Here is a 23,243-nt window from a genome sequence, read left to right on the forward strand (position 1 = left end):
CCGAACGAGAGAGAGGAGGACGATGGAAGCGTGGAACGCAGGTGGGTGTGCCTGGCGACGCTCGGCCCGATCGGGGTCGCAGCCTTGGTCTACATCGTCGTCGCGCGCGGCTTCGTCGAGGGCCAGGCCGACCACACGCTCGCGTGGCCCATGCTCGGCGTCCTGCCGATGTTCGTGTTCGGCATCTGGCTGCTCACGGTCTCGGCGTCGCGCACGGCGGTGATGGTCGCGCTCGCCGCGACCGCGATGCTCGTCAGTTCGGCTTACGAGACCCTCATGCTGCAGAACCCCCAGCTCGCGGCCCAGCCGTGGTTCCCACTCTTCAACGCGATCGGGCTGACCGCCGACGGAACCGCGACGGCGGCGTTCCTGATGGTGTTCGCGACGTTCCCCGACGGCGTCGTCGAGCACCGGTGGCAGCGGATCGCGGTCGCGTTCCTCTGGCTGCCCCTGCTCGCCGCGCCGCTGACGCTCCTCACGACACCGCACGTCGTGATGTCCCCGTACATCGGCATCAGCGGTGACGCGATCCCGAATCCGTACGCGGTGCCGTGGCTCGAATGGGCGGCGGCACCGGTGTACTACCTCGTCGTGCAGTCGTGGGTGGCCGTGGCGATCGGGCTCACCGTGCTCGGCACCCGGGCGCTGTTCGGTGCCCCCGAGGTGCGCGCCCGCACGCGGGTCATGGCGCTCGTGGTCGCCGGCGCGATGGTCGCCTTCCTGCTCTGGACGTTCTTCGACAACTGGCTCGTCCAGGTGCTCGTGTACGCCTCGCTCATCGCGATCCCCATCGCCGCGATCCACGGCATCCTCAGCTACGGCGCGTTCGACATCGCACCCGGCGATCGCGGCCGGCTCGTCGCACGGTCGTCGAACCTGCTCATCACGGTCATCTACGCGGCCGCCGTCGCGACGCCCGCGTTGCTGCTCGCTCCGCCGCTGCGCGCCGTGCCGGCGATCCTCATCACCACCCTGTTCGCCGTCGCGCTGCTGCCCGTGCGCACCTGGCTGCAGCGCCGGCTGCACCGCCGGCTCTTCGGCGACCGGGAGCGCCAGCTCGAGATGCTCGGCGAGCTCGGCGCGCGGCTCGAGCAAGCGGTCGAGCCGCGCGAGCTGCTCACGAGACTCGCCGAGGCGGTGCGTGAAGGGCTGGATGCCTCGTGGGTGCGCATCGGGCTCGTGTCGGCCGACGGCCGGCTCGCCCCGATGCCGGGCGGCATCGGTGTCGCGGGTACGAGTACGACTACGAGTGCGAGCGCGGGTGCAGGTGCGGCCGGCGAGGTCGCCGTCGACGTGTGCGATCTCGTGCACGGCGACGAGGTGCTCGGCCGCATCGAGGTCGGGCCGCGGCGGCGCGGCGAGTACAGCGAGGCCGAGCGGATGCTGCTGCGCACCGTCGCGGGTCAGGCCGCGGCGTCCGTGGCGAACGCGCGCCTGACGGTGCAACTGGCCGAGCAGCTCGAGGAGCTGACCGCCTCGCGGGAGCGGCTCATCGCCGTGCAGGACGACGAGCGCCGACGCCTCGAGCGCGACCTGCACGACGGGATCCAGCAGGACGTCGTGGCCCAGATCGCGGGACTCCGGCTGGCCCGCAATCGGTTGCAGCGCGGCGAGCTCACCTCGGCTGAGCTCGAGGAGCTGCAGGAGCAGGCCCGTGCGACGCTCACCGACCTGCGAGAGCTCGCACGCGGCATCCACCCGCCCGTGCTGAGCGACAACGGGCTCGCGGCCGCCGTCGAGTCGGGCGTCGCGCGATTCCCGATCCCGCTCACCGTCGAGGCCGACGAGCGCGTGCGCGGCGAACGATTCTCCGACGACGTCGAGACGACGGCGTACTACGTCGTGCGCGAGGCGCTCGCGAACACCGCCAAGCACGCGAACGCGACGCACGCCTCGGTCGGGCTCGCGCGAGACGACGGGCGGCTGCGCATCGCGATCGCCGATGACGGCTGCGGCATCGATGCCGAGCACGCGGTGGGCGCGGCGGCCGCGCGGGCGTCGGGGCGCGGCGCGAACGGGGTGCCGGTGTCGCACGGGGGCCTCGCGAACATCCGCGACCGCGTCGCCGCGCTCCGCGGCACCATGCGGGTCACCGCGAACGAGCCGTCGGGCACGATCGTCACGGTCGAACTCCCGGTCGACGGCGTCGCCGCGGGCGGATCGGCGTCGGACGGGGTGCGCGTTGGCTGAGCCGGAAGTGCTGCGCGTCGTCATCGCCGAGGACAACTATCTCGTGCGGGAGGGGGTGCGGCGGCTCCTCGAGGACTCGGGCGAGGTCGACGTGGTCGCGTCGGTCGGCAGCGGCATCGAGCTGCTCGACGCGGTGCGCCGGCTCGCACCGCACGCGGTGCTGACCGACATCAGGATGCCGCCGGGGCACCACATGGAGGGCATCGAGGCGGCGCACGCGATCCGCGCCTCGACGGACTCGACCGGGGTCGTGGTGCTCTCGCAGCACGCCGACGAGAGCTACGCGCTCGCGCTGTTCGCCGACGGCTCGGCGGGCCTCGGGTACCTGCTGAAGGACCGGATCGGCGACCTCGAGGATCTCGTGCACGCGCTTCGCGAGGTGTGCGCGGGGGGCTCGGTGATCGACCCGCAGATCGTCGATACTCTGGTGCGCCGCCGCAGCGCGGTCGGTGCGGCGAGTCCGCTCGCGACGCTCTCGCCGCGCGAGCTCGAGGTGCTGCGCGAGATGGCCGCGGGCAAGACGAACGCCGGGATCGAGCAGGCGCTGTTCCTCTCGACCTCGACCGTCGAGAAGCACGTGAACGCGATCTTCACGAAGCTGCGACTGCCCGAGTCGGGCGTCCACCGGCGGGTGGCCGCGGTGCTCGCGTTCCTGCAGAGCGACGGAGGCACCGGGTATCCGGCCCAGGAAGGCTCGACCTGACTTCGCTGCACGCGAACGAGTGCCGCTCGCGCCCGTTCGGCGCGCACAATGGGCAGATGGTCGAGATCTCCGACGACGACTTCGAGCGCATGGTCTCAGCAGAGTTCGACGCGCTGCCCGACGACATGGTGCGCGGTCTCGAGAACGTCGCGATCCTCATCGCGAACCAGCCGCCGGGGGAGCGGCCGCGTCTCTTCGGCCTGTACAGCGGGCGACCGCTGAAGACGCGCGGCGTGTACGGCTACGGCGAGCTGCCCGACCGCATCACCCTGTTCAAGAACAACATGCAGGCGCACAGCGCCGATCTCGACGCCCTCCGCACGCGGGTGCGCATCACGCTCGTGCACGAGATCGGGCACTACTTCGGGCTCGACGACGCCAGGCTGCGCGAGCTCGGCTGGGCGTAGGCGCTCGTCGCCGAGGGCGACGAGCGATCAGGTGGATGCTTCGGCGGCGTCGGTGGCGGCGTGCCGTTGATCGATCTCGGGCTCGAGCAGGTGCCGCTTCGCCGCCTGCAGCGTGTGCGAGTAGCCGACGAGTTCGTGCCCGACGACTTCGATGACGCACGACAGCGACACCAGGCCGATCACCGTCACGAGGGCGGTGAGGTCGCCACCGGGCTCGAGGTCGATCGGCGCTCCCGCGTCGACGACGGCCGCGATGATCACCGCCGCGACGAGCGGCACGAGGTTGCAGATGAACAGCGGCACGTGCGTGAAGTCCATCGAGCGCATCAGCACGCTCCAGATGAGGAAGACGAGCACGACCACGCACGCGACCGGCACCGCGAGCGCGAGGGTGATCTGCAGCAGGCTGAGCTCCTGGTGCTCGACCCCGAGCGCGGCGACGTGCAGCCCGGCGCCGACGGCGGCGATCGCGCCGAACAGCGGCAGGTGCACGTATCGCCAGCCCCACGTGCGTTCGGGCCATCGTTCGAGGATGGTGCGCGACGGATTCAGGTAGTACGCCCACCACAGCCCGGCGGCGATGACGAGTCCGGCTGCGACGATCGCGACCGCCGCGACCGACCACCCCTGCTCGGCGACGAGGGCGCCGACCGCCGCGACCGTTCCCGCGATGACCTCGCCGATCGTGATGAGCGTGAGCAGCCCGAACCGCTCGGCGATGTGGCCGGCATTCCATGGCGCGCGACCGTAGCGGCGTTCGATGACGAGCGGTGCGATGAGCTCGGCGACGGCGAGCACCACGATCGCGACGACGGTCGCTCCGGCGGGGATGCCGGGGACGGTCGTGAGCAGCCAGCCGAGCTGCGCGACCGCGATCACGACGGCGTAGGCGACGGAGGTGCGCCGGTGGGCCGGATCCTCGCGCGCCGCGCGCAACCAGAGCGCGATGAGCGGCACGCGCATGACGATGTAGCCGGCGACGAGCAGCATGTTGTTCGGGCTGGCGCCGTGCGCGGCATCCTCGAAGCTGACGGGCAGGCCGAAGACGAAGATGACGACGCCGACCATCTGCGCGACGACGGACGCCCGAACGAGCGTGTCGTCGTTGTCGTAGGCCGACGAGAACCACGTGAAGTTGAGCCACGCCCACGACACCCCGAAGATCGCGAAGAGGTACGCGCCGATGCCGGGCCCGACCTCGCCGACGAACAGCGCGTGCGCCAGCTCGTCGGCCGCAGCGGCGAACGCGATGACGTACGTCAGGTCGTAGAGCAGCTCGAGCGGGGTGACGGCGCGATGCGGTTCGTCGGGGTTGCGGCCCGACATGGGTCGCAGGCGATGCCTGAGGTCGAGCCGGAGCTGCGCGGTGAGGGTCGGCGTCGTCATGGGGCCATGATGCGCCCGTGTGCGCCGCGCGTCGAGAGCGCGCGTGCTCAGCCGACGGCTTCGAAGAACAGCGCCTGCAGTTCGTCGGGCCAGTCGGCGCCTCGCCGCGTGCGGGCTACACCGATCGTTCTGCCACCGGGGGCCCTCCTCCTCGCCCGGCTGCCGCTATCGCGGCCGGACCGCCCGAACTGGGGCCAGCGCAGAGCGGAGGCAAGGTCGAGAATGACGCTCATGGGGGGCAGCGCATGACGCTGGACGCGATCGAGGGCGGCGCATCGTCGGATGGTCACCTTGTCAAGACGTACATCTACCTGCGCGTCTCACTCATCGCCGCGGTGCTGCTGGTCTTCGCCGCCCTCGTGTTCGAGACGTTCGGCACGGGGGACCTGCTCAACTCGATCAGCGCCTACTACTACACGCCGGTCAGGAGCGTCTTCGTCGGCGCCCTCGTCGGAATGGGGTTCGCGCTCATCGCCCTGGTCGGCCGGCCCGGGCCCGAGGATGCGGCGCTGAACCTCGCGGGCATGCTCGCGCCAGTCGTCGCGTTCGTGCCGACGCCGGTGCCCGCGCCCTGCCCGATCGAGGGGGAGCGGTGCATCCCCGAGGCGTACTTGCCGGGTGTCGTGAACAACATGTCGGCGCTCTTCACCGTCGGCTTCATCGCCCTGGCCTTCACCGCGTTCTCCATCCGCAAACTGCAGCGCGGCGACCGCTGGTCGCTCGGAGGGTTCTTCGTCGCCGTGGTCGTCTGGGTCGGCGCACTCGTATGGTTCGGTTTCACCGACGATTGGGCGCTGCGCGAGTCGTTCCTGTCATTCGCGCACTACGGCTCGGCCGTGCCGATGTTCGTGCTCATCATCGTCGTCGTGTTCATCAACGGCTTCAGCTCTGAGACGCCGCTCGTCACGATCCGCGACCGCGAGGTGACGTACCGGCCGTTCTACAAGGCGATCGCCGTGGTGATGGCGGCGACGGTGCTGATCGGCCTCGTGGCATGGTTCATGACGCGAACCGAGGAGCGCCCGCCGCCCGTCATCTTCTGGGTCGAGGCCACCGTGCTGCTGTTCTTCGGCGTCTTCTGGGGACTGCAGACGTGGGAGCTCCGGAGGTTCGGACCGCCGCCGCCGTCGTCCGATGCGGCGAAGCAGGCGGCCGCGGCGCAGGCGGCCGTATGACACCGGGGGCTGGGGCGGAGAACCTCTGGACCTGGGCCGGGCCGAACAGCGTTCGGGCCGCCACCGCCCACTTCAGGCTGCCGACCGCGCAGCCGACGATCCGCCCCGCACTCTGAGCCGACTCAGCTCGTCGGCGCCTGCCCGATGCCCAGCCAGCCGTCGGGCCCCTCGCGGTGCGGCTGCGAGGCGGGCGCGCCCGAGGCATCCTGCTTCATCGCCTGCAACTGCCGCTCGACCTCGGCATTCGCCGAGAGCACCGCGAGCTGCCGATCGATGTCGGCGTCGGGTGCGGCGGTGAGGTCCTTGAGGGCTCCGCTGGCGAGCAGTTCGTCGGTCGCGGCGGCGCGCGCCTGCATCTGCGCGACCCGGTCCTTCGCGCGGTCGAGGCTGGCGCCGACGTCGTCGATGCTCGAGCCGATGCCGGCGACGGCCTCGTTCGCCTTCACCTGCGCTTCGGACGCGGTGTAGGTCGCCTTGATCGTCTCCTTCTCGACGCGGAACGCGGCGACCTGCTCGGAGAGCTGCCGCTCGCGCTGCTGCAACTGCGCCGTCTGCTGCTGCATCGTCTGATACTGGTCCTGCAGCTTGGAGACCTGGGACTCGAGCAGCGCGCGGCGCTCGAGGGCCGCGCGGGCGAGATCCTCACGGCCCTGCGCCATCGCCTCGCGGGCCTGTTCGCCGAGCCGCTGGTACCGGGTGCCCATCTCCTGCCCCTGCAGGTCGACGCGCTTCTTCGCCGTCGCCATGTCGGCGACGGCCTGGCGAACCTGCTGGAGCAGTTTCACCTGCTGCTCGTAACTGTCATCGAGGGTCTCGCGCGGGTCCTCCATCTTGTCGAGGGCCTTCTTCGTCTTGCTGCGGAAGATGGTGCGCATGCGCGCGGTGTTGTCGCTCACGGTCGGGTCTCCTTCAGATTCGACATCGGATGCGTGTGGTGCGCGAACTCGTCGCGGCGATTGAGACGCTGCAGTTCGTGGACGCCGGCGGCGAGGGCGGCGACCTCGCGCTCCATCTCGGAGTGCAGCGTGCCGAGCGTGTCGTCGGTGGAACCGGCGAGACCCGACGCGACCGCCGCACGTAGGCGACGCACGAGCGCCGACACCTGCGCGACGCGATCGGCGGCCCGCGGCAGCTCGGCGGCGAGGGTCGGCCCATCGGTCTCGCTCTCGAGCAGTCGAAGCTGCAGGTCGAGCGCGTCGCCCTCGGTCTGGATGCGCGCGAAGAGCCGCGGCAGTTCGCCATGCGCGCCGCCGCTCTGGGCGGCGAGCTCGATGGCGGCCCGACCGCTGTCGAGGGTCTCTGCGAGGGTCACCCGCAGGCCGAGCACCTTTCGGCGCGGCCCCCTGCTGAGGCCCGCCCGCGTGCGCAGCGCGGTCGCGGTGACCGTGCGGTTGCGGCGGATGCGCCGGATGATCGCGCGGGCGACGAGCACGAACACCGTGATCGACACGGCGATGAACACGAAGAACGCGATGACTATGCCGAGCAGGATCTCCACGGACGCCACCTCCTTGAGACGCGATATAACGCAATCTACGCTTGCTCTCGCCGAAGCCCTAGCGCTCTCTGCGAATTCGGAGCGAGGCCGTCGCGCCACCGCCTTAGGCTGGGGCGCGTGAGGATCGCCGCAGCCGCCGTCAGGACCTCGAGAGCAGTCGCCGCCGTCGGACTCGTGGGCGTCGGGGCGCTGCACGCCGCGTGGGCGAGCGGATCGAGCTGGCCGGCCCGCAGCAGGCGTGAACTCGCCGACGCGGTCGTGGGCTCTGATGCCGCGCCGGCGCCGCTGGCGACGGCCGCAGTGGCGGTCGCCGCGACGGCGGGCGGCATCGTCGCCGGTGGCGCGCTCGGCGATCGCCCGATCGCCGTCGTCGGTCGTCGGGCTGCCGGGCTCGCCCTGATCGCGCGGGCCGTGGTCGGCGGCCCGGTCGCCTGCCGTCTGCTCGGCCTGCCCGAGCCGAGCGACCGGTTCCGCAAGCTCGACGCGCGGTGGTACCGACCGCTCTGCGCCGTGCTCGGGGTAGCGGCGCTCCTCGGGGCGCGCCGAGCCCGACCCTGAGTCCGCCGCCAATAGCGCTCGTGGCGGCATCCGCCCAGTCTGACAGGGCGCGGCGATGACCGCTTCGTAGACTCGCAGCATGGGTGACGTCATCGACCGTGCATCGCGGCGACTCGCCAGGCGGACGCTCGCGGTCGGCGTGGCGGTGCTCGCGGGCGTCGCGCTGGCTGCGTGCTCCTCGCCCGCGAGCACGGGGTCCGAGGGGGCCACGAACCCGGCAGCGTCATTCCCCTCGACTGACCCGACCGAGCCCGGCCGGCAGCAGGCGACGAGCTTCGCCGTCGTCGGCGACTCCATCACCGACGCGAACAGCCCCGACCTCGCTGGCGGCGACCTCGGCACCGAATCGTGGGCGAGGTACGTCGCCGAAGCGGGCGTCGGGTTCGCCGGCGGCTGGGCCGAGTGGGGTGCGCAGACCTCGTTCATGGCCGACTCGGTCACCGCGTACGACGCCGACGTGCTCGTCGTGCTCGCCGGCACGAACGACCTCGGGTTCGGCGTCCCGTTCGACGAGTCGGCGGCGCATCTCGACCGCATCGTGGCGACGGTCGGCATCGACGACGTGGTGATCTCGTCGATCCCGCCGACGGGCGCGTTCCCCGAGGCGTCCGCGCAGTACAACGAGCAGCTCGAGGCGCTCGCCGACGATCGCGGCTGGCGGTTCGTGGATGCCTCGGCCGGCCTCCGCAACACGGATGGCGGGTTCGCCGACGGGATGTCGTACGACGGGATCCACCCGTCGGAGCAGGGCGCGCGTGTGCTCGGCGCGGCGATCGCCGCGGAGCTGCTCGCGGGGTGAGCCGAGTCAGGCGCTGCCGTCGCGCGGCTTCGCGCCGTCGACGAGCAGGCGGATGCCGAGCCGCGCCGCCATGAGCACGACGATCAGCAGGGTGACGGAGAAGAACCCGCCGAGCTGCACGGCGTCGCCGAACAGGAGGTCGGTGAGCCAGAGGATGACGAACTTGCTGCCCGCGCCGAGCACCAGCAGCAGGGCGGCGTTCAGCGTCTTGCGGGCGCGCGTCCGTGATGCGCGCACCCGATCGAGGATGCGTTGCTTGAAGACCGCGATGACCTCGAGCGCGAGCTTGAACAGCACGGCCGTCAGCAGCGAGACGACGAACGACTCGGTGATGATGGTCGGGAAGAACTGGGTGAACACCCCGAGCACGACGAGGTAGACGAAGACGTCGACGATGTCGACGGCGCGAAGACGCACGGGTCGCTCCTCGGTGGGCGGTGTCCGATGCGCCGGGCTCGGTGGCAACGGTGTTCGCAGGTTACACCCGGGGTGTTCGACGGCGGGTCAGCTCCCGCCGAACATCGCCGTGGCGACCATCCCGAGCCAGTACGTCCCGGCAGCGAGCATGAGCGCTGCGGCAGCGGCGATGCCGACCTTCTGCACAGCGGTGGTGCGCGTGCGAAGACGGCGGCCGGATGCTCCGACCACCTGCCGCTCCTCCGTCGCCCGGTTCGCGGTGACCTGCGCTCGCCGGAACGGGTCGTCGAGTTCCTCGTCGGTGCGGCGCTCGTCGCGGTAGCGGCCGGTCTGGCGCTCGAACTTCTCGTGGAGGTATCGCACCAGTCCGGGCAGTTCGTCGAGCTGCCCGGGCTTCGCGAACGCGCGCGCCGGGGCGTAGATCAGCACCCGGTCGTCGACGAGTTCGAGGTCGCAGCCGGCGGCCGAGTCCATGAGTCGGCGCAGGAGGTCGGGGGTGAACACGTAGAGCGCGTCGCGCTCGTACCCCGCCGGGCAGTAGAGCGTGAAGACGTCCTGGAAGTCGCCCTCCACCGCGAGGCGCTGGGACTCCTTCAGCGCGATGCCCGAGTTCCGCAGCACGCCCCCGCTCGAGCTGAGCAGCACCATGTTCGGGACGGGCCGCGGCAGCGGGATCACCACGAGCTTCAGGCCGCGCACCCGTCGGCGCCGCGCGGCGACTCTGGCGAAGACGAAGGGCGCGTCAGCATCGAGCGCGTCCACGACGCCCTCCATGACCACGTTCTTCGAGCTTCGGAAGAGCAGCCCCGAGACCGGGAGGTTGACCACCCGGTCTCGGAAGGGGTAGCCCCGCTCATCGCAGAATGCCTGCGCCGGTTCGTGCTGCGCCGTGCGCGAGCGGGGAGCGCCCACTACGCCTTGCCGCCGAGGCCTCGGATGACGGCGATCAGCTTCTCGTTGTCCTCGTGCTGGATCTCCTTGGCCTGCTCATCGCCGAGCCCGCGCTCGAGCGAGTGCTCGTACGACACCATCACCTTGTACTTGTTGCCGTTCACGACGAGCGTCGGGATCGAGCTCATCGAGTAGGTGAACCCCTTCTTGAGCTGCACTGCCGAGACGGGCGCGCTGTCGATCAGGTCGCCGTTCTCGCGCAGGAGGCCGAGGTGCCCGTCGGAGATCACCAGGCGGCCGCGCTTGGTGTGGGTCTTCATGCCCGACGCGATCGTCGCCCAGGGGCCGGTGTCGAAGTCCGGTTCGGTGGCGTTCGAGGTTTCCGACATCGTTGTTGAGCTCTCTTCTGTTGGATCGCCCGAGCGAGACGGAGGGACTTCCGCTCATCTGCGCGCGAAGTCTCGAACATATCGGGGTATCGGCATATGTCGGGGAAACTCGCCAGAAGAAGTTCGGTGGACTTTGGATGTCACGGTCGAAGCCCCGCCTCTAGACTGCGCGGCATGCGAATCGTCGTTTCGGGCACTCATGCAAGCGGCAAGACCACGCTCATCGACGACTTCCTCGACCTGCACCCCGAGTACGAACGGTGGGGCGACCCGTTCGAGTTCGTCGATTCCGCGCTCGACGAGCCCGATGCCTCGAGCTTCTTCGAGCAGCTCGTCGCGAGTGCGAAGCGCCTGCTCGCCGGCGGATCCGATCAGGACGTCGTCGTGGAGCGTGGGCCCCTGGACTTCCTCGCGTACCTCGCCGCGCTCGAGAACATGGGGCGCGGTGGTCGTTCGGCGGCGCTCTTCGAACAGGGGGTCGAGTTGACTTCGCGAGCCATGAACGAGGTCGACCTGCTCGTCATCCTGCCGCTGCACCATCGCGACGGCATCAGTGTCGGCGACGACGAAGACCTCGAACTGCGGAGCGCCATGAACGAGTCACTGCTCGAATTGAGCGACGACTCGGATCTGGTGGGCGACCGCGCTCGCGTGATCGAGGTCGTCGGCGATCGAGCGACCCGGCTCGCCGCGCTGAACGGGGCGCTCGCCGCGTTCGGGTGACGGACCGAACCCGCTCTGCTTCACTCGCTCGATCGTCGTTCCGCCGTGGTGGGCGTTCACCCGGTCGCGGTCGCGTACCTGCGAGCGAGCGCCTGGATCGCCTCGGTGAGCTCGGCCGGGCCGTCGACGGTGAAGTCCTCGTCGAGCAGGGCGAGGTACACGGCGACCGTCATGGGGTGGTCCGCTCCAGTGACGAGTACGCAGCGCTCGTCGTCGATCGCCTCGACGAGGCCGACCGAGGGGTCGATCTTCTCGGCGACGACGCTCGCCGGCGCATGCACGACGACGCGGGCCCGGAACCGCCATCCCGCGGAGGCGACGCCGCGCAGCACGTAGCCCGCGACGTCGTCGGCCGGGAGACCGCGGGGGGTGAATCCCCGACGGGTCGGCTGGCGCAACGACATGCGGTCGACGCGGAAGCTGCGCCAGTCGTCGCGCTCGAGGTCGAACGCGACGAGGTACCAGCGGCGGCCCCAGCTCACGAGCCGGTACGGCTCCACTCGCCTCAGCGACGCCTCGCCCTGGAACGGGGTGTACTCGAACCGCAGCCATTCGGTGCGCTGCACGGCCCGGGCGATCGCCGCGAGCACCGGTGCCTCGACGCTCGGCCCGGTATCGCGGGTCTGCCGGGCGGTCGCCGCGGACATCGCGCTCACCTGTTCGGCCAGTTCGTGCGGAAGCACGTGCTCGAGCTTGGCGAGGGCCCGCGCCGCACTCGCCTCGATGCCGTCGACGGCGTTCGAGGTGACCTGGTGCAGGGCGATGGCGACGGCGATGCCCTCGTCGTCGTCGAGCATCAACGGGGGCAGATCGGTGGCGCGGTCGAGGCGGTAGCCGCCCGCCCTCCCGCTGGTGGCATCGATGACGTAGCCGAGTTCGCGGAGACGCCCGATGTCCGAGCGGATCGTGCGGGTCGAGACCTCCAGTCGATCGGCGAGCTGGGTCGCCGACCAGTCGGGACGCAGGCGCAGCAGGGCCAGTACCTGCAGCACGCGCGTCGCGGTCTGGTTCACGGGATGCCTCGTTTCGCGGAAGCTAACCTTCCGCATTCATTTCTACCGTAGGGGCATGACGAACAGCGAGCCGACCACCGGCATCCAGCAGGCCACCCTCCCGATCATCGAGTCGAGCGACGAGCGCATCGTTCCGTTCACCCTCTCGATCCCCGCCGCCGATCTCGACGACCTCCTCGACCGCCTCGCTCGCACGAGGTACACCACCGAGGTTCCGGGCGGCGACCCCGCCTACGGGGCGAGCCTCACGAAGGTGCGGGCGATGGCGGAGTACTGGCGCGACGAGTTCGACTGGCGTGCGGTCGAGGCGCGACTGGCCGGCTTCCCGCACTTCATGACGACGATCGACGGTCAGCCGATCCACTTCCTGCACGTGCGCTCGGCCGAGCCGAACGCGTTCCCCATCGTGCTCACGCACGGCTGGCCGGGGTCGTTCGCCGAGTTCGCCGACATGATCGGGCCGCTCGTCGACCCGGTCGCCCACGGCGGGCGAGCCGAGGACGCCTTCCACGTGGTGGTGCCGAGCTTCCCCGGCTACGCGTTCAGCGGGCCGGTCACCGAGGCGGGATGGGGGTCGGCGCGGGTCGCGGCGGCGTGGGACACGCTGATGAAGCGCCTGGGCTACGAGCGCTACGGCGCGCACGGCGGCGACGGCGGGTCGTTCGTCGGACGCGAGCTCGGAATCCTCGCCCCCGACGGGCTCGTCGGGACGCACGTGCTGCAGCTGTTCTCCTTCCCGAGCGGCGATCCCGCCGAGTTCGAGCAGCTCGGCCCGAAGGACTTCGAGGCCCTCGAGATCCTGAAGAACTTCGGTGAGATCTCGGCGTTCGCCGCGCTGCAGTCGACGAGACCGCAGACGCTCGCGCACGCGCTCGCCGATTCCCCCGTCGGGCAGCTCGCCTGGAACGAGTTGATGGCGACGTTCGACCGGCCGACCGAGCTGACCCGCGACCAGATCCTCACCCACGTGTCGCTGTACTGGTTCACGAACACCGCCGGTTCAGCGGCGCGGCAGTACAAGGAGGACGCGCGGTTCAACGCGGGCGAGGGCATCGCGGCCCGCATCAACCACGCGCCGACGGGCGTGTCGATCTTCAAGAACGACTTCCGCTCGATCCGTGTGTTCGCGGAGCGCGACAACGACCGGATCGTGTTCTGGAAGGAGCACGAGGTCGGCGGCCACTTCGCTGCGATGGAGGTGCCCGACGTGCTGGTCGGCGACCTGCGCGAGTTCTTCCGCCCCCTCCGCTGAGCAGCTGAACCGAGACGGCCGCACCCTTCGGGGTGCGGCCGCCTCGTCGGTCGCTCACGCCCATGGGAGTCGCGTCGATACCGGCTCAGGGGCAGGCAGCGAGCCGGGCACGATGCGCCTGACGGCCTGCGGTGTCGCGCCGATCCGGATCACCGACACGTGACTCCCGACGCGGACGGCGGCGAACGAGCTCTCGAACGGGACCTCGTCGGGAATCGGGATCTCGTGCTCGCCGGCACCGAGTTCGCCCTCGAAAGCGGTCATCGAGTGGCCCACCGGCTCCGGCGGCACGAACACTCCCCAGATTCCCTCGACCATGACGGGCGCAACGTCGTCGAGCGTCAGGTGGAGCACGCGCGACGCGGCGTCGTATCCGACGTCCGGGGTGGCGTCGCTGAAGAACTCCTCGACCTGGGCGACCAGCAGCGGGGCGACGCCGCCGAGGCCCGGCATGAAGGTGACCCGGGGATTGAGGTCGCGAATCTCCACCTGGAGTTGCTCCTTCTTCTCCGGGGGAACCATTCCGCCGAAGATCACGAGGTCGACGTCGCGAAGGTCGTAGTCGTCGAGCAGCCGATCGAACCGGTTGCTCGCATTCGCGCCGTATCCGCGCTCACGCAGCATCGCCACGGTGTCGACCAGCACCGGCGCGCTGCGTCCGACGATGAGTACTCGGTGGGTACGTGTTGACATCTCTCACTCCTTGTTGGTGAATCCAATGTTGGCGCGCCCAACGTAACAGACTGTTGGCCTCACCAACAAGGGCAGTACAATCCGGGTATGCGCGAGACTTCCCCCGGCCGCACGCCGAATCGCCTCAAGGACCGGCCCACGTGGCTGCTCGGACGGGCCGCCGCGAGAGCGTCGGCATTGCTGGCGAGCGGGTTCGAGGCGGGCGGTGATGGCATGCGCGGCTATCACTACCGACTGCTTGCCGCCCTCGACGAGTTCGGGCCGGCCAGTCAGGCCGACCTCGGGCGTGACACCGGCATCGACCGCAGCGACGTGACGGTGGCGCTCACGCAGATGGAGGACCGCGGACTCGTGCTTCGCGAGGTCGACCCCGGGAACAGGCGGCGCAACATCGTGTCGATCACGGCGGCCGGAGTGGCGAGGCTGGGCGAACTCGACGAGGTGCTCGACGGCATCCAGGAGGTACTGCTCGCGCCGCTGTCGCCGGCACAGCGCGCGCAGTTCGCGAAGATCATGGGCCGGCTCGGCGACGTCGACCAAGCTGATTCCGATCCTGATCAGCGGGGCGGCGAGGCGCATCGCGACCGTGTGCGACCTGAGTGACGCGCCCTAGCGTCGAACGGTGCGAGCGAGCGATTCGGTCGCTTCGGCCTCGGCGAACTCGACCACGAGCGTGAGTCGGCCCGCCGGCGTCCACGCGCCGACGGCGACGCCCCCGCGACCCAAGGGGGTGAGGCTCTCGATCTCGCCGTCGTCGCCGAACGCGATCGGGAGCTCGACTCGTTCCGGCGAACCCAGGTCGCCGGTTGCGACGATCAGCGAGTCCTCGGTGGCGTAGAAGGCGACCCGGTCGTCGTCGATCCAGCATCCCGCGAGCCCGAAGCCGTATTCGGCGTCGACCTCGTCGGCCTCGACGCGGGAAAGCGCGTCGAGCCCGGGCCAGGTCAGGGCGCGAACGGTCTCGAGCGCGCTCGGGTCATCCACGACGAGCAGCCGGTCGCCCGAGGGGCTGAAGCCGGCGATCACCGGATCGTCGCCCTCGAGGATCGCGGTCAGTCGGAGGCGGGACTCCTCGACGTCGACGCGATAGACCAGGGTTCCGTCCTGTCCGAGCGCCATCTCGAGAACGGCCGTGCCGTCGTTCGGATGAGGGTAGAGCGCGGCGCGAGCATCGTCGACCTGCGCCGTCTGCTCGTCGAGCACCGCACCGGTCGCCCGATCGAGCAGCAGGACGCGATGGACCTCGTTCTCGGGAGCGGTGATCACCAGCAGGCCGTTCACGATCGCCGCCGCGTCGGCAGGCAGCTCGAGCAGATCGACCTCGTCGTCCTCGACGATGGTCACGCCGCCCGCAGCGGCGATGACCACGAGGTCGAGCCCCGATGCCGCGAGCACCCGGGCATCGCCCGCCAACGACAGCTTGCGATGCGCGACCTCGGCCAGCCGGTCGTCGAGCAGGCGCACCGCGCCGTCCCGCCATGCCGCGAACGTCCGACGCCCGTCGACCTCTCCCGCGAAGACGAGGCCGGGAATCGGGTCCAGGATGTCGATCACTTCAGCGGAGGGCAGCATCCGCTCACTGTATCGAGGCTGGGCGGCGGGCGACCGCCTCAGGTGCTCGACGCCCCCTGTGGCTGCGGAGATACGACGGCGGGCACTCCCGGTCGCCGCACCGGCGCGTTCGCGATGAACACTCCGGCGACGAGCACGGCTCCGCCGATCGTCTCCCAGAGGTTCGGGACCTGCCCGAGCAGCAGTGCCGCCGACGCCATCGCCACCACCGGTGCGAGCAGCACCCACGGCACCACCGCCGCCGGGCGATTGCGCGCGAGCAGCGCGTTGAAGATCGCGTAGCCGACGAGGGTGCAGAGCCCCGCCGTGTAGAGGGTCGAGACGAGCGGCCGCCAGCCGAACGCCGCGATGCCCGCGGCGATCGCGTCGGGGCCCTCGATGAGCGCCGACAGCCCGAGCGCCGGCAGTGGAACGACGAGCGACGACCACACCGTGAGCGACAGTGCACCGAAGCGTCTCACGGGCGCGACCGGACCGGCCTTGCGCGAGATGACGTTGCCGATCGCCCACGAGAGCGCCGCCAGCAGGCACAGGGCTACCGCGAGTGCCGGGGCGTCGCCGCTGCGGCCCAACGCGACCACCCCGAGCCCGACGGTGCCGACGAGCACGCCGATCGTCTGCATCCGCGAGGGGCGCTCGCGCAGCGCGAGCGCCGCCACCACGATCGTCAGCACCACCTGCGCCTGCAGCAACAGGGCGGCGACGCCCGGCTGCAGGCCGAGCGCGATCGAGGTGTAGAGCAGGGCGAACTGGCCGAGGCTCATGAAGAGCCCGACGCCGACGACGGTCTTCCAGCTCGCGAGCGGGCGCGGCACGACGATCACGGCGAGGGCGACGACGGCGAAGCGCACGGCGACGAAGAACAGCGGCGGAATGCCGTCCATGCCCCAGTCGATCACGACGAAGTTGAAGCCCCACAGCGTCGCAACCATGGCGGCCAGCAGCATGTCGCGTCTCGTCATGCTTCGAGTCTCGCCCGTGGCATCCGTAAGCACCAGCGATCATTTCTGCGGGGGATTCGGTAGCATCCGTACATGATCGATCTCGAAGCCGTCGTCGCCCTGCGCGCCGTGGCCACCAAGGGAAGCGTCGCCGCGGCGGCCGACGCGCTCGGCTTCACGCCTTCGGCGGTGTCGCAGCAGATCAAGCGCCTCGAACGCGGTACCCGGGTCGCGCTGCTCGAACGAGCCGGCCGCGGCGTCGTGCTGACCGACGCGGGGAGGCACCTCGTCACCTCGTCGGCGACGGTGCTCGCCGACCTCGAACGTCTCGAGGCCGACCTGCACCTCGCGGGCGGCGCACCTGGTGAGGGTGCCGCGGCGGGCCGCCCGGTCACGGGCGAGGTACGGATCGGGGCGTTCTCGACGGCGGTGCGCGGCATCCTGGTCGAGGTGCTGCCGCGCCTGCGGGCCGAGCATCCCGAACTCCGCGTTCCCATGCGCGAGAGCGAGCCGTGGGAGACGATCGCGCTCGTGGCATCCGGTCAGCGCGACCTCGGCATCGTGCACCGCTGGGGCGGCGTGGCGCTCGCGATGCCCGACCACCTCATCGAGACGCCCCTGTTCACGGATGTCGCGGACGTGATCCTGCGGCGCGACCACCCGCTGGCGCTTGCCGGCATCGCCGAACTGACCCCGGCCGATCTCGCCGAGGAGGAGTGGATCGCGACGTTCGACTCGACGATCTGCCGTCAGTGGCTGCGGCGCCTGTTCGATGGGGTCGCGAACGCGCCGCGCATCGTGCACGAGTCGATGGAGTTCGAGAACCACCTCGAACTCGTGCGCGCCGGGCTCGGGGTCGCGCTCGTGCCGCGGATGGGGCGGCCCGAACTGCACGCCGATCTCGTGGCGATTCCGACGGTGCGGCCGGCGTCGACGCGCGACATCTCGGCGGTGCACCGACGCAGCCAGGCCGACTCGCCCGCGCTGCAGGCGGTGCTCGACGCGGTGCTGGCGACCGTGGTGGGCCGCGCAGGCGTTTCAGTAGAGTGAGGCTCAGCCCGAGCCTGATCGAATGGGGACGTCATGCCGAGCACCATCCGCACCGCTCTTCTGACCCTGGCCCTCAGTGCGCTCGTCGTGGGTGCCGCCGGCTGCTCGAGCCCTTCGACCGACGTCTCGTCGTCCGAGACGGCGACGGCCGAGGCATCCGATGGCGGTCTCGTCATCGTCGAGGACGGTCTCGGCGCTGAGCTCGGCGAGGAGCTCGCGGCCGCCGCGACCGAGGCGTTCGCCGGCATCAGCGCCCCCGGCGCCGTCATCGGGGTGCGAACGCCCGAGGGCACGTGGGCCGCGACGATCGGCTACGAAGACTGGGACGAGACGGTGCCGATGAGCGCCGACGTCAATCATCGCGTCGGCAGCGTGACCAAGACGTTCACCGTGTCGGCGCTCATCCAGCTGGCCGAGCAGGGCGAGCTGTCGCTCGACGACCCCATCGAGCAGTACGTGCCGGGCATGCCGAACGGCGACGCGACGCTGTACGAGCTCGCGGCCATGCGCAGCGGCATTCCGTCGTACACGTTCGACCCGGAGTTCGAGAAGAAGCTGTTCGGTGACCCGAACTACGTCTGGACCCCCGAGGCGCTCGTCGACCTCGTGCGGGGCGAGCAGCCGATGTTCGCGCCGGGCACGATGACCTTCTACTCGAACACCAACACGGTGCTGCTCGGCATGGTCATCGAGCAGGTCACGGGCGAGCCGATCGACGTGGTGCTGCAGAAGCAGATCTTCGAGCCGCTGGGGCTCGACCGCACGATCTTCCCGACGGATGCCTCGTTCCCCGAGCCGCACGCCCACGGGTACACGCTCCAGGGCGTCGACGACGGCGTGCCCGTCGAGACCACCGACTGGAACCCGTCATGGGGGTGGACGGCGGGTGCCGTCATCTCCGACCTCGACGACCTGCTCACCTGGAGCGAGGCGCTCGCGACCGGTGACGGGCTGCTCGCACCCGAGTGGCAGGAGCAGCGCATCGACTCGTTCGACTTCGATCTGCCCGTGTACGTCGACGAGACCACCACGGCGCCGCAGTCCCCGGCCCGCGCCTACGGCCTCGGGCTCGGCCTGGCGCTCGGCTGGTACGGCCACGACGGCACGATGCCCGGCTTCAACACCGTGCTGCAGCATCACCTCGAGTCGGGCACCACGCTCATCGTCATGGCGAACAGCGACATCAAGTCGGGGGAGTGCCCCGCGACGACGGGCACGGTTGCCGGGGGTCGTACGACGGGTGCGTGCGCCGACCCGGCCGTGTTCATCGGCAACGCGCTCGCCGAGGTCGTCGGACACCCGATCGTCGAGCAGTGAGGCGGAGCGTCAGCGGCTGACCTCGCAGCCGCTCACCCCCACGGCGTGGTGCAGGGTTCGCTCCACGGCATCAGCATCGGCTGGAGCAGGGGGTTCAACGCCGCCGAGACCTCCTGGATCGCGTCGCCCGTGCCGCCGTCGCCGTTGCCGAGCATCGCGACCACCGCGCCGGTCGACGGGTAGTAGGTGACGATCGAGCCGTACCCGGGTTCGGCGCCGGCGTGCGAGACGCTCAGCACGCAGTCGGTCGCGGCGTCGAACACGACCCCCGTGCCGAGGCCGTACGCCGACCCGGTCTCCTCCGAGATGATCGCGCGATCGGCGTACCGCGCGAGCTGCAGCTCGGGAGTCACGCCCGCACCGTCGCCGAGGGCCTCGCCCCAGCGGTGGAGGTCGTCGAGGGTCGACACCATGGCCCCGCCCGCCCAGCTCTCGCCGTTCGACCAGTCGACGGTGTCGGCCGGGTCCCCGAGGTCGGGGCAGAAGGCGGAGTAGCCGTGCGTCAGCGGGGCCGTGACCTTGCCGTCGGGGGCGAAGCGGCTGCGCTCCATGCCGAACGGTTCGGTGATGCGGTCGTGGATGAGGGTTGCGAGGTCTTCGCCGGTGACCTGCTCGAGGATGCCTCCGAGGAGGAAGTAGTTCGTATTCGCGTACTCGAACCCCTCACCCGGCGCGAAGTCGGCACGCGGGGTCGCCGCGCTGACGGCGATGAGTTCGTCGGGGGTCGGCACGGCGTACGGGGCGGCGCAGATGCGGTCGACCTGCGCGCGGCCGGCTTCGCCGGTGCCGCTCGAGTGGTTCAGCAGCATCCGCACCGTGATGTTCGACGCCTCGGGGAAGTCTGGGTACCAGCGGTCGAGGGTGTCGTCGAGGCTCACGTCGAACTCGGGTTCGCCGATCACCTGCAGCATGACCGTGCCGACGATCGTCTTGGTGATGCTGCCGATCTTCTGCTGGTTGCCGCGGCTCATCGGCTCGCCGGTCTCGACGTCGGCCACGCCCCGCGCGGCCACCCACTCGTCTTCGCCAGGCATCCACAGCCCGACGATGACTCCCGGCATCCCGGATGCCGCGAATCCCTCGTCGAGCGCCGTGTCGAGCTGCGCACGCAGCGCGTCGTTCAGCGATGACTCGTTCAGCGCAGCGGCGGGCGGCTGACTGGGCGGCGGGTCGTGCGACGCCGTGGCGAAGCATCCGCTGAGTGCGAGGGCGGCGACGCTCATGATGGCTGCGGCCGCCCATTTCGAGCTCCGCACGCTCATCGGGTGCTTCCATCCGTGGTGTCAGGCGAAGTTGCGTTGGTCTTGTAACCGAAGGAAGAAAGGGTGTAGTCGAAGGTTCCGTACTCCTCCGTCGGCACCTCGACGGTGAAGACTCCGTCGGGGCGGTCCAGGCCGTCGTAGAAGTCCCCGTAGACGAGGAGCGCCTCGGCCGCGAGACGCTCTGCAGCGCGTCGTTCCTCGTCATCGACGAAGCGGTATCCGGGCGTGCCGGCCTGCTCTGCGGCGATCGGGCTCGTGCCGAAGCCAGAGACGCGACCGACGAAGCGCTTGCCGGCCTCCGTGGTGACGGGCTCGAGGTCGTATTCGAACGGGATCACCCGCTCGCCCCACACGAGCTTCATCAGCCTGATCGCTTCGTACGCGCGCATGCCGAGAGGTACGAGCGCGGCATCTCGTCCTCGATCGACGACGTGGCGTTTCCGAGGCCGCTCAGGATCCGATTCGATCACGAACAAGGGCACTTCTCCATTCGGGGCCGGTGCCCCCGCTCGCGACCCTACGCCGTGGGCGCGCGCCGAGGCGGACTGAAGGCACCCCAGTTCAGGGGCGGCTTCGCGGCCGCACGAGACCGCCCCGTGGCATCCGCCATCGAAGCGAAGCCGACGACTCGCCCGCAGACACTCGCCGAACGCTGATCGTGAACGAGCCGACTACCATCGTTCGAATGCAGATGCTCGGGGCGCTCCTCCTGATCGTGCCCCCGTTCGTGGCCTGGATCCCGTACCTGCGCCTCCTCTTCGCGTCGGGCGCACTCGACGACGACGTGCTTCAGGCGGGCCGGAGCGCAGCGCTCCTGCCCGTGACGGTCACCGTCTTCGTCGGGATCGCCGCTGGCGTCGTGGTCCTGCTGCTCCCGGTTGGTGCGTGGACGCCCTGGCTGATCGCGATCCCCGTGATGGCCGGCGCGACCTGGGCGACCGCCCGCATGAGCGCGGCGGCGAAGCAGCTTCAGCTGAACTGATCGGGCCGAGCATTCGCGGCGCAGCGGATGCCACGTGGTCGCGGCCGCAGCGGTGCCCATGACCGTGGGCCGCGCCCGCGGCCGCGGGTACGAGACCGCCGCATTCAGGCCGGGTCGATGCGCAGCACGGGCGCAGATTCGCCGACGGTGAGGTCGTCGACGATGCGGATGCCACGTGCGAGCTCGTCGACCGCGCGGTGTTGACCCTTTCGCTCGCCGAGGTGAGTGGCGCCGCGTTCTTCGCCCGCTGTGACCTTTCGAGGTGACCGTTTGCTCTGCCCCAAAACGGGGTACAGGTCCGCCGAATCGCTGCCGTTTGCGCGAGGGCCGCAGTACGTTGGGCTACTTGCGGGTCGAAAGCTCGCGGTCGCCCGGGGGCTCACATGAGGGGGGACAAACGATGAATGTCGACGACGAACAACCGGTTCCATCTGGGGAGATACCTGAACAGCTGCCGGTCGTTGGCGCAGATGAGGTTGCCGCACCCGAAATAACCCCCGGACCGCCACCGCCCGTCACCGACCCGAGCGTCGAGCAGACCGCGGCGACCGTGCCGGTCGTGCAGAAACCGTGGTTCCTTCCGACGATCGTCGGTGGGGGCGCACTAGTGGTGGGCCTACTGCTCGGGGGAATGATCGGATCCACCGCCGCGACCGCGAGCTTCGAAGCTGAAGCGCAAGCGGCAGCCGAGGCAGAGGAGAGCGCGGCGAAGGAGGCGGAGGCCGCGAAGCTCAAGATTTTCAGCGATGCCGTGAAGAAATGCAGCGTGAGCGGCAAGGTCGTCGTCACCGACGGCGGGCACTCGATGATCATCGACGCCGCCGGTGAAGAGTTCGGTTCGGGTGACGTTGACTTCGGGGAACTCGATTGCATCATCAGCGCAGTCGACACCCCGGCTTCAGTGAGATCGAAGATGTACGAGACCCGCTCGCTCGACGGGCGACAGGAGGGCGCGTGGGGCGACCTCACCGCGAGTTGGAGCTACCACCCCGATGACGGACTCGACATCATCTTCGAGCTCCAAGAGTGATGACGGGTGATGGGAGCGATCCCCTGATAGCGCAAAGGCGAGAGCTGAGCAGCTCGACTGCACCGTTCGGGTAGGTCCCGGACCGGAGCGTCCTCGGGCAGTTCAGCCGGTTCAGAGAAAGGCAAGAGGCGTGAGCAATACTCCCGAATACAGGGTTGGCGACGTCGTCAACGGCCACCGACTCACAGAGACTCCGGAGGGGTTGCAGTGGGTGCCGCTCACCGAGCAGCCGGCGTCGACTGTCCCGCAAACCGAGCAGCCGAAGTCGTCTGCCGGTCTCCCGTGGTACAAGCGCAAGGCGATAATCATCCCCGCCGTCGTCGTCGCGGGCTGCATCGTCATCGCGGCGATCGGTTCGGCCAACTCGCGCGGCGACAAGGCCGACACGACCGCGACATCGCAGTCGCCGAAGACCGAAGCGAAGCCCGAGGAACCCGCTGAGCCCGAGGAGCCTGAGAAAGTCGTCGTGCCCGACGTAGCCGGCCTCACCGTCGCCGACGCCACGACACTGCTCGAAGGTTCGGGGCTCACAGTGAAGCCCGGCCTCGACGCCACGTGGATTGTCTCGGTGAGCGCGCCCTCGGTCGGCGGCATCGCGGACCCGGGCGCTGAGGTCACCCTCACCGCTGCCGCGCCGCTGACCCTCGCCCAGCAGAACGCCGTCGAGCAGGCGCAGTCCTACGTAGACACCATGCCGTTCAGTCGAGCGGGCCTCATCGAGCAGATGACGAGCGAGTACGGCTCCGGCTACGAGCAGGCCGACGCCGAGTTCGCGGTCGATCACATCACTGTGGACTGGAACGTGGAGGCCGCCGAGGCGGCCCAGTCGTACCTTGATGTGATGGCAATGAGTCGTGACGGGCTGTATGACCAGCTAACGAGTGAGTTCGGCAGCCAGTTCACACCTGAACAGGCGGATTTCGGACTGAAAGCCGTCGGCTACTGAGGAGGAACGAGCGGAGGTTACTCGCGCGAAGCAGCGGAGTTCCTTCATG

Annotated in this window: 26 protein-coding genes; 14 read left to right on the forward strand and 12 right to left on the reverse strand. The window is 70.0% G+C overall.

From position 1 onward, the window contains the following. The first annotated feature begins 30 nt into the window (after positions 1-30). Genes ACFVTX_RS07960 through ACFVTX_RS07970 form a run of 3 tightly spaced genes read left to right on the forward strand, consistent with a single transcriptional unit; the run spans position 31 to position 3,300 of the window. Positions 31-2,190 carry a sensor histidine kinase gene (locus ACFVTX_RS07960; protein ID WP_386899056.1) on the forward strand — a complete coding sequence of 720 codons (2,160 nt, stop codon included), beginning with the start codon at positions 31-33 and terminating at the stop codon, positions 2,188-2,190. Continuing rightward, positions 2,183-2,893 (forward strand): response regulator, encoded by a 711-nt coding sequence (locus ACFVTX_RS07965; protein ID WP_386899057.1) that lies wholly within the window; start codon positions 2,183-2,185, stop codon positions 2,891-2,893. The genes ACFVTX_RS07960 and ACFVTX_RS07965 overlap by 8 nt, the downstream gene beginning before the upstream one ends. Before the next feature lie 56 nt (positions 2,894-2,949). Beyond that, on the forward strand, positions 2,950-3,300 hold the full coding sequence (locus ACFVTX_RS07970) for a metallopeptidase family protein (RefSeq protein WP_386899058.1): 351 nt from the start codon (positions 2,950-2,952) through the stop codon (positions 3,298-3,300). A 27-nt stretch (positions 3,301-3,327) separates the two neighbouring features. On the opposite strand, the gene ACFVTX_RS07975 is transcribed toward ACFVTX_RS07970, so the two are convergent. Beyond that, entirely contained in the window at positions 3,328-4,686 is a 1,359-nt protein-coding gene (locus ACFVTX_RS07975; protein ID WP_386899059.1) for a low temperature requirement protein A, read from the reverse strand. A gap of 245 nt (positions 4,687-4,931) precedes the next feature. Between ACFVTX_RS07975 and ACFVTX_RS07980 the strand changes: the two genes are divergently transcribed. Further along, entirely contained in the window at positions 4,932-5,861 is a 930-nt protein-coding gene (locus ACFVTX_RS07980) for a hypothetical protein (protein ID WP_386899060.1), read from the forward strand. Positions 5,862-5,983: 122 nt separating this feature from the next. Here ACFVTX_RS07980 and ACFVTX_RS07985 read toward each other — a convergent pair whose 3' ends face one another. Both ACFVTX_RS07985 and ACFVTX_RS07990 read right to left on the reverse strand, forming a co-directional pair. Continuing rightward, positions 5,984-6,757 (reverse strand): PspA/IM30 family protein, encoded by a 774-nt coding sequence (locus tag ACFVTX_RS07985; protein ID WP_386899061.1) that lies wholly within the window; start codon positions 6,755-6,757, stop codon positions 5,984-5,986. Further along, on the reverse strand, positions 6,754-7,359 hold the full coding sequence (locus ACFVTX_RS07990) for a hypothetical protein (RefSeq protein ID WP_386899062.1): 606 nt from the start codon (positions 7,357-7,359) through the stop codon (positions 6,754-6,756). Before ACFVTX_RS07990 ends, ACFVTX_RS07985 begins: the two co-directional genes overlap by 4 nt. Positions 7,360-7,476: 117 nt before the next feature. Between ACFVTX_RS07990 and ACFVTX_RS07995 the strand changes: the two genes are divergently transcribed. Together ACFVTX_RS07995 and ACFVTX_RS08000 are read left to right on the forward strand one after the other, a co-directional pair. Then, complete coding sequence (locus ACFVTX_RS07995) at positions 7,477-7,917, forward strand: DUF3995 domain-containing protein (protein ID WP_386899063.1); 441 nt, start codon at positions 7,477-7,479, stop codon at positions 7,915-7,917. 79 nt (positions 7,918-7,996) lie between these two features. Next, on the forward strand, positions 7,997-8,716 hold the full coding sequence (locus tag ACFVTX_RS08000; protein WP_386899064.1) for an SGNH/GDSL hydrolase family protein: 720 nt from the start codon (positions 7,997-7,999) through the stop codon (positions 8,714-8,716). Positions 8,717-8,722: 6 nt separating this feature from the next. Here the strand turns inward: ACFVTX_RS08000 and ACFVTX_RS08005 are convergent, their stop codons facing one another. The 3 genes from ACFVTX_RS08005 to ACFVTX_RS08015 all read right to left on the reverse strand — a co-directional run bounded on the left by ACFVTX_RS08005 (position 8,723) and on the right by ACFVTX_RS08015 (position 10,413). After that, on the reverse strand, positions 8,723-9,133 hold the full coding sequence (locus ACFVTX_RS08005) for a hypothetical protein (protein WP_386899065.1): 411 nt from the start codon (positions 9,131-9,133) through the stop codon (positions 8,723-8,725). An 87-nt stretch (positions 9,134-9,220) separates the two neighbouring features. Further along, positions 9,221-9,961 (reverse strand): hypothetical protein, encoded by a 741-nt coding sequence (locus tag ACFVTX_RS08010; RefSeq protein WP_386899066.1) that lies wholly within the window; start codon positions 9,959-9,961, stop codon positions 9,221-9,223. Between the two features lie 83 nt (positions 9,962-10,044). Further along, positions 10,045-10,413 (reverse strand): hypothetical protein, encoded by a 369-nt coding sequence (locus tag ACFVTX_RS08015; protein WP_386899067.1) that lies wholly within the window; start codon positions 10,411-10,413, stop codon positions 10,045-10,047. A gap of 174 nt (positions 10,414-10,587) precedes the next feature. On the opposite strand from ACFVTX_RS08015, the gene ACFVTX_RS08020 reads away from it, so the two are divergent. Then, positions 10,588-11,136 (forward strand): hypothetical protein, encoded by a 549-nt coding sequence (locus ACFVTX_RS08020; RefSeq protein ID WP_386899068.1) that lies wholly within the window; start codon positions 10,588-10,590, stop codon positions 11,134-11,136. A 56-nt stretch (positions 11,137-11,192) separates the two neighbouring features. Here the strand turns inward: ACFVTX_RS08020 and ACFVTX_RS08025 are convergent, their stop codons facing one another. Continuing rightward, on the reverse strand, positions 11,193-12,149 hold the full coding sequence (locus ACFVTX_RS08025; protein ID WP_386899069.1) for a helix-turn-helix transcriptional regulator: 957 nt from the start codon (positions 12,147-12,149) through the stop codon (positions 11,193-11,195). A 55-nt stretch (positions 12,150-12,204) separates the two neighbouring features. On the opposite strand from ACFVTX_RS08025, the gene ACFVTX_RS08030 reads away from it, so the two are divergent. Beyond that, positions 12,205-13,401 carry an epoxide hydrolase family protein gene (locus ACFVTX_RS08030; RefSeq protein ID WP_386899070.1) on the forward strand — a complete coding sequence of 399 codons (1,197 nt, stop codon included), beginning with the start codon at positions 12,205-12,207 and terminating at the stop codon, positions 13,399-13,401. A 54-nt stretch (positions 13,402-13,455) separates the two neighbouring features. On the opposite strand, the gene ACFVTX_RS08035 is transcribed toward ACFVTX_RS08030, so the two are convergent. Further along, positions 13,456-14,046, reverse strand: a complete 591-nt coding sequence (locus ACFVTX_RS08035; RefSeq protein WP_386899071.1) for a hypothetical protein — start codon at positions 14,044-14,046, stop codon at positions 13,456-13,458. Between the two features lie 135 nt (positions 14,047-14,181). On the opposite strand from ACFVTX_RS08035, the gene ACFVTX_RS08040 reads away from it, so the two are divergent. Continuing rightward, entirely contained in the window at positions 14,182-14,697 is a 516-nt protein-coding gene (locus ACFVTX_RS08040; RefSeq protein ID WP_386899072.1) for a MarR family winged helix-turn-helix transcriptional regulator, read from the forward strand. A gap of 6 nt (positions 14,698-14,703) precedes the next feature. On the opposite strand, the gene ACFVTX_RS08045 is transcribed toward ACFVTX_RS08040, so the two are convergent. After that, complete coding sequence (locus ACFVTX_RS08045; protein WP_386899073.1) at positions 14,704-15,666, reverse strand: hypothetical protein; 963 nt, start codon at positions 15,664-15,666, stop codon at positions 14,704-14,706. Between the two features lie 38 nt (positions 15,667-15,704). Then, the gene (locus ACFVTX_RS08050) at positions 15,705-16,628 is read right to left on the reverse strand and encodes an EamA family transporter (RefSeq protein WP_386899074.1); all 924 of its coding nucleotides are present in this window, start codon (positions 16,626-16,628) and stop codon (positions 15,705-15,707) included. Positions 16,629-16,700: 72 nt separating this feature from the next. Here ACFVTX_RS08050 and ACFVTX_RS08055 point away from each other — a divergent pair, with 72 nt between their 5' ends. Then, positions 16,701-17,657, forward strand: coding sequence for a LysR family transcriptional regulator (locus ACFVTX_RS08055; RefSeq protein WP_386899075.1), 957 nt, complete (start codon positions 16,701-16,703; stop codon positions 17,655-17,657). A gap of 33 nt (positions 17,658-17,690) precedes the next feature. Beyond that, complete coding sequence (locus ACFVTX_RS08060; RefSeq protein WP_386899076.1) at positions 17,691-18,974, forward strand: serine hydrolase domain-containing protein; 1,284 nt, start codon at positions 17,691-17,693, stop codon at positions 18,972-18,974. Between the two features lie 32 nt (positions 18,975-19,006). On the opposite strand, the gene ACFVTX_RS08065 is transcribed toward ACFVTX_RS08060, so the two are convergent. Together ACFVTX_RS08065 and ACFVTX_RS08070 are read right to left on the reverse strand one after the other, a co-directional pair. Further along, positions 19,007-20,236 (reverse strand): serine hydrolase domain-containing protein, encoded by a 1,230-nt coding sequence (locus tag ACFVTX_RS08065; protein WP_386899077.1) that lies wholly within the window; start codon positions 20,234-20,236, stop codon positions 19,007-19,009. Next, complete coding sequence (locus ACFVTX_RS08070; RefSeq protein ID WP_386899078.1) at positions 20,233-20,625, reverse strand: hypothetical protein; 393 nt, start codon at positions 20,623-20,625, stop codon at positions 20,233-20,235. The genes ACFVTX_RS08065 and ACFVTX_RS08070 overlap by 4 nt, the downstream gene beginning before the upstream one ends. Before the next feature lie 296 nt (positions 20,626-20,921). On the opposite strand from ACFVTX_RS08070, the gene ACFVTX_RS08075 reads away from it, so the two are divergent. From ACFVTX_RS08075 to ACFVTX_RS08085, 3 genes are all read left to right on the forward strand, one after another. Continuing rightward, complete coding sequence (locus tag ACFVTX_RS08075) at positions 20,922-21,218, forward strand: hypothetical protein (protein WP_386899079.1); 297 nt, start codon at positions 20,922-20,924, stop codon at positions 21,216-21,218. A gap of 400 nt (positions 21,219-21,618) precedes the next feature. Then, a complete protein-coding gene (locus ACFVTX_RS08080) occupies positions 21,619-22,248 on the forward strand; it encodes a hypothetical protein (RefSeq protein ID WP_386899080.1) in 630 nt (209 codons plus the stop codon). A 130-nt stretch (positions 22,249-22,378) separates the two neighbouring features. Continuing rightward, complete coding sequence (locus ACFVTX_RS08085) at positions 22,379-23,194, forward strand: Ltp family lipoprotein (RefSeq protein ID WP_386899081.1); 816 nt, start codon at positions 22,379-22,381, stop codon at positions 23,192-23,194. The last annotated feature ends 49 nt before the right edge of the window (positions 23,195-23,243 follow it).

The organism is Agromyces sp. NPDC058136, from assembly GCF_042884375.1.
Classification (GTDB): domain Bacteria; phylum Actinomycetota; class Actinomycetes; order Actinomycetales; family Microbacteriaceae; genus Agromyces.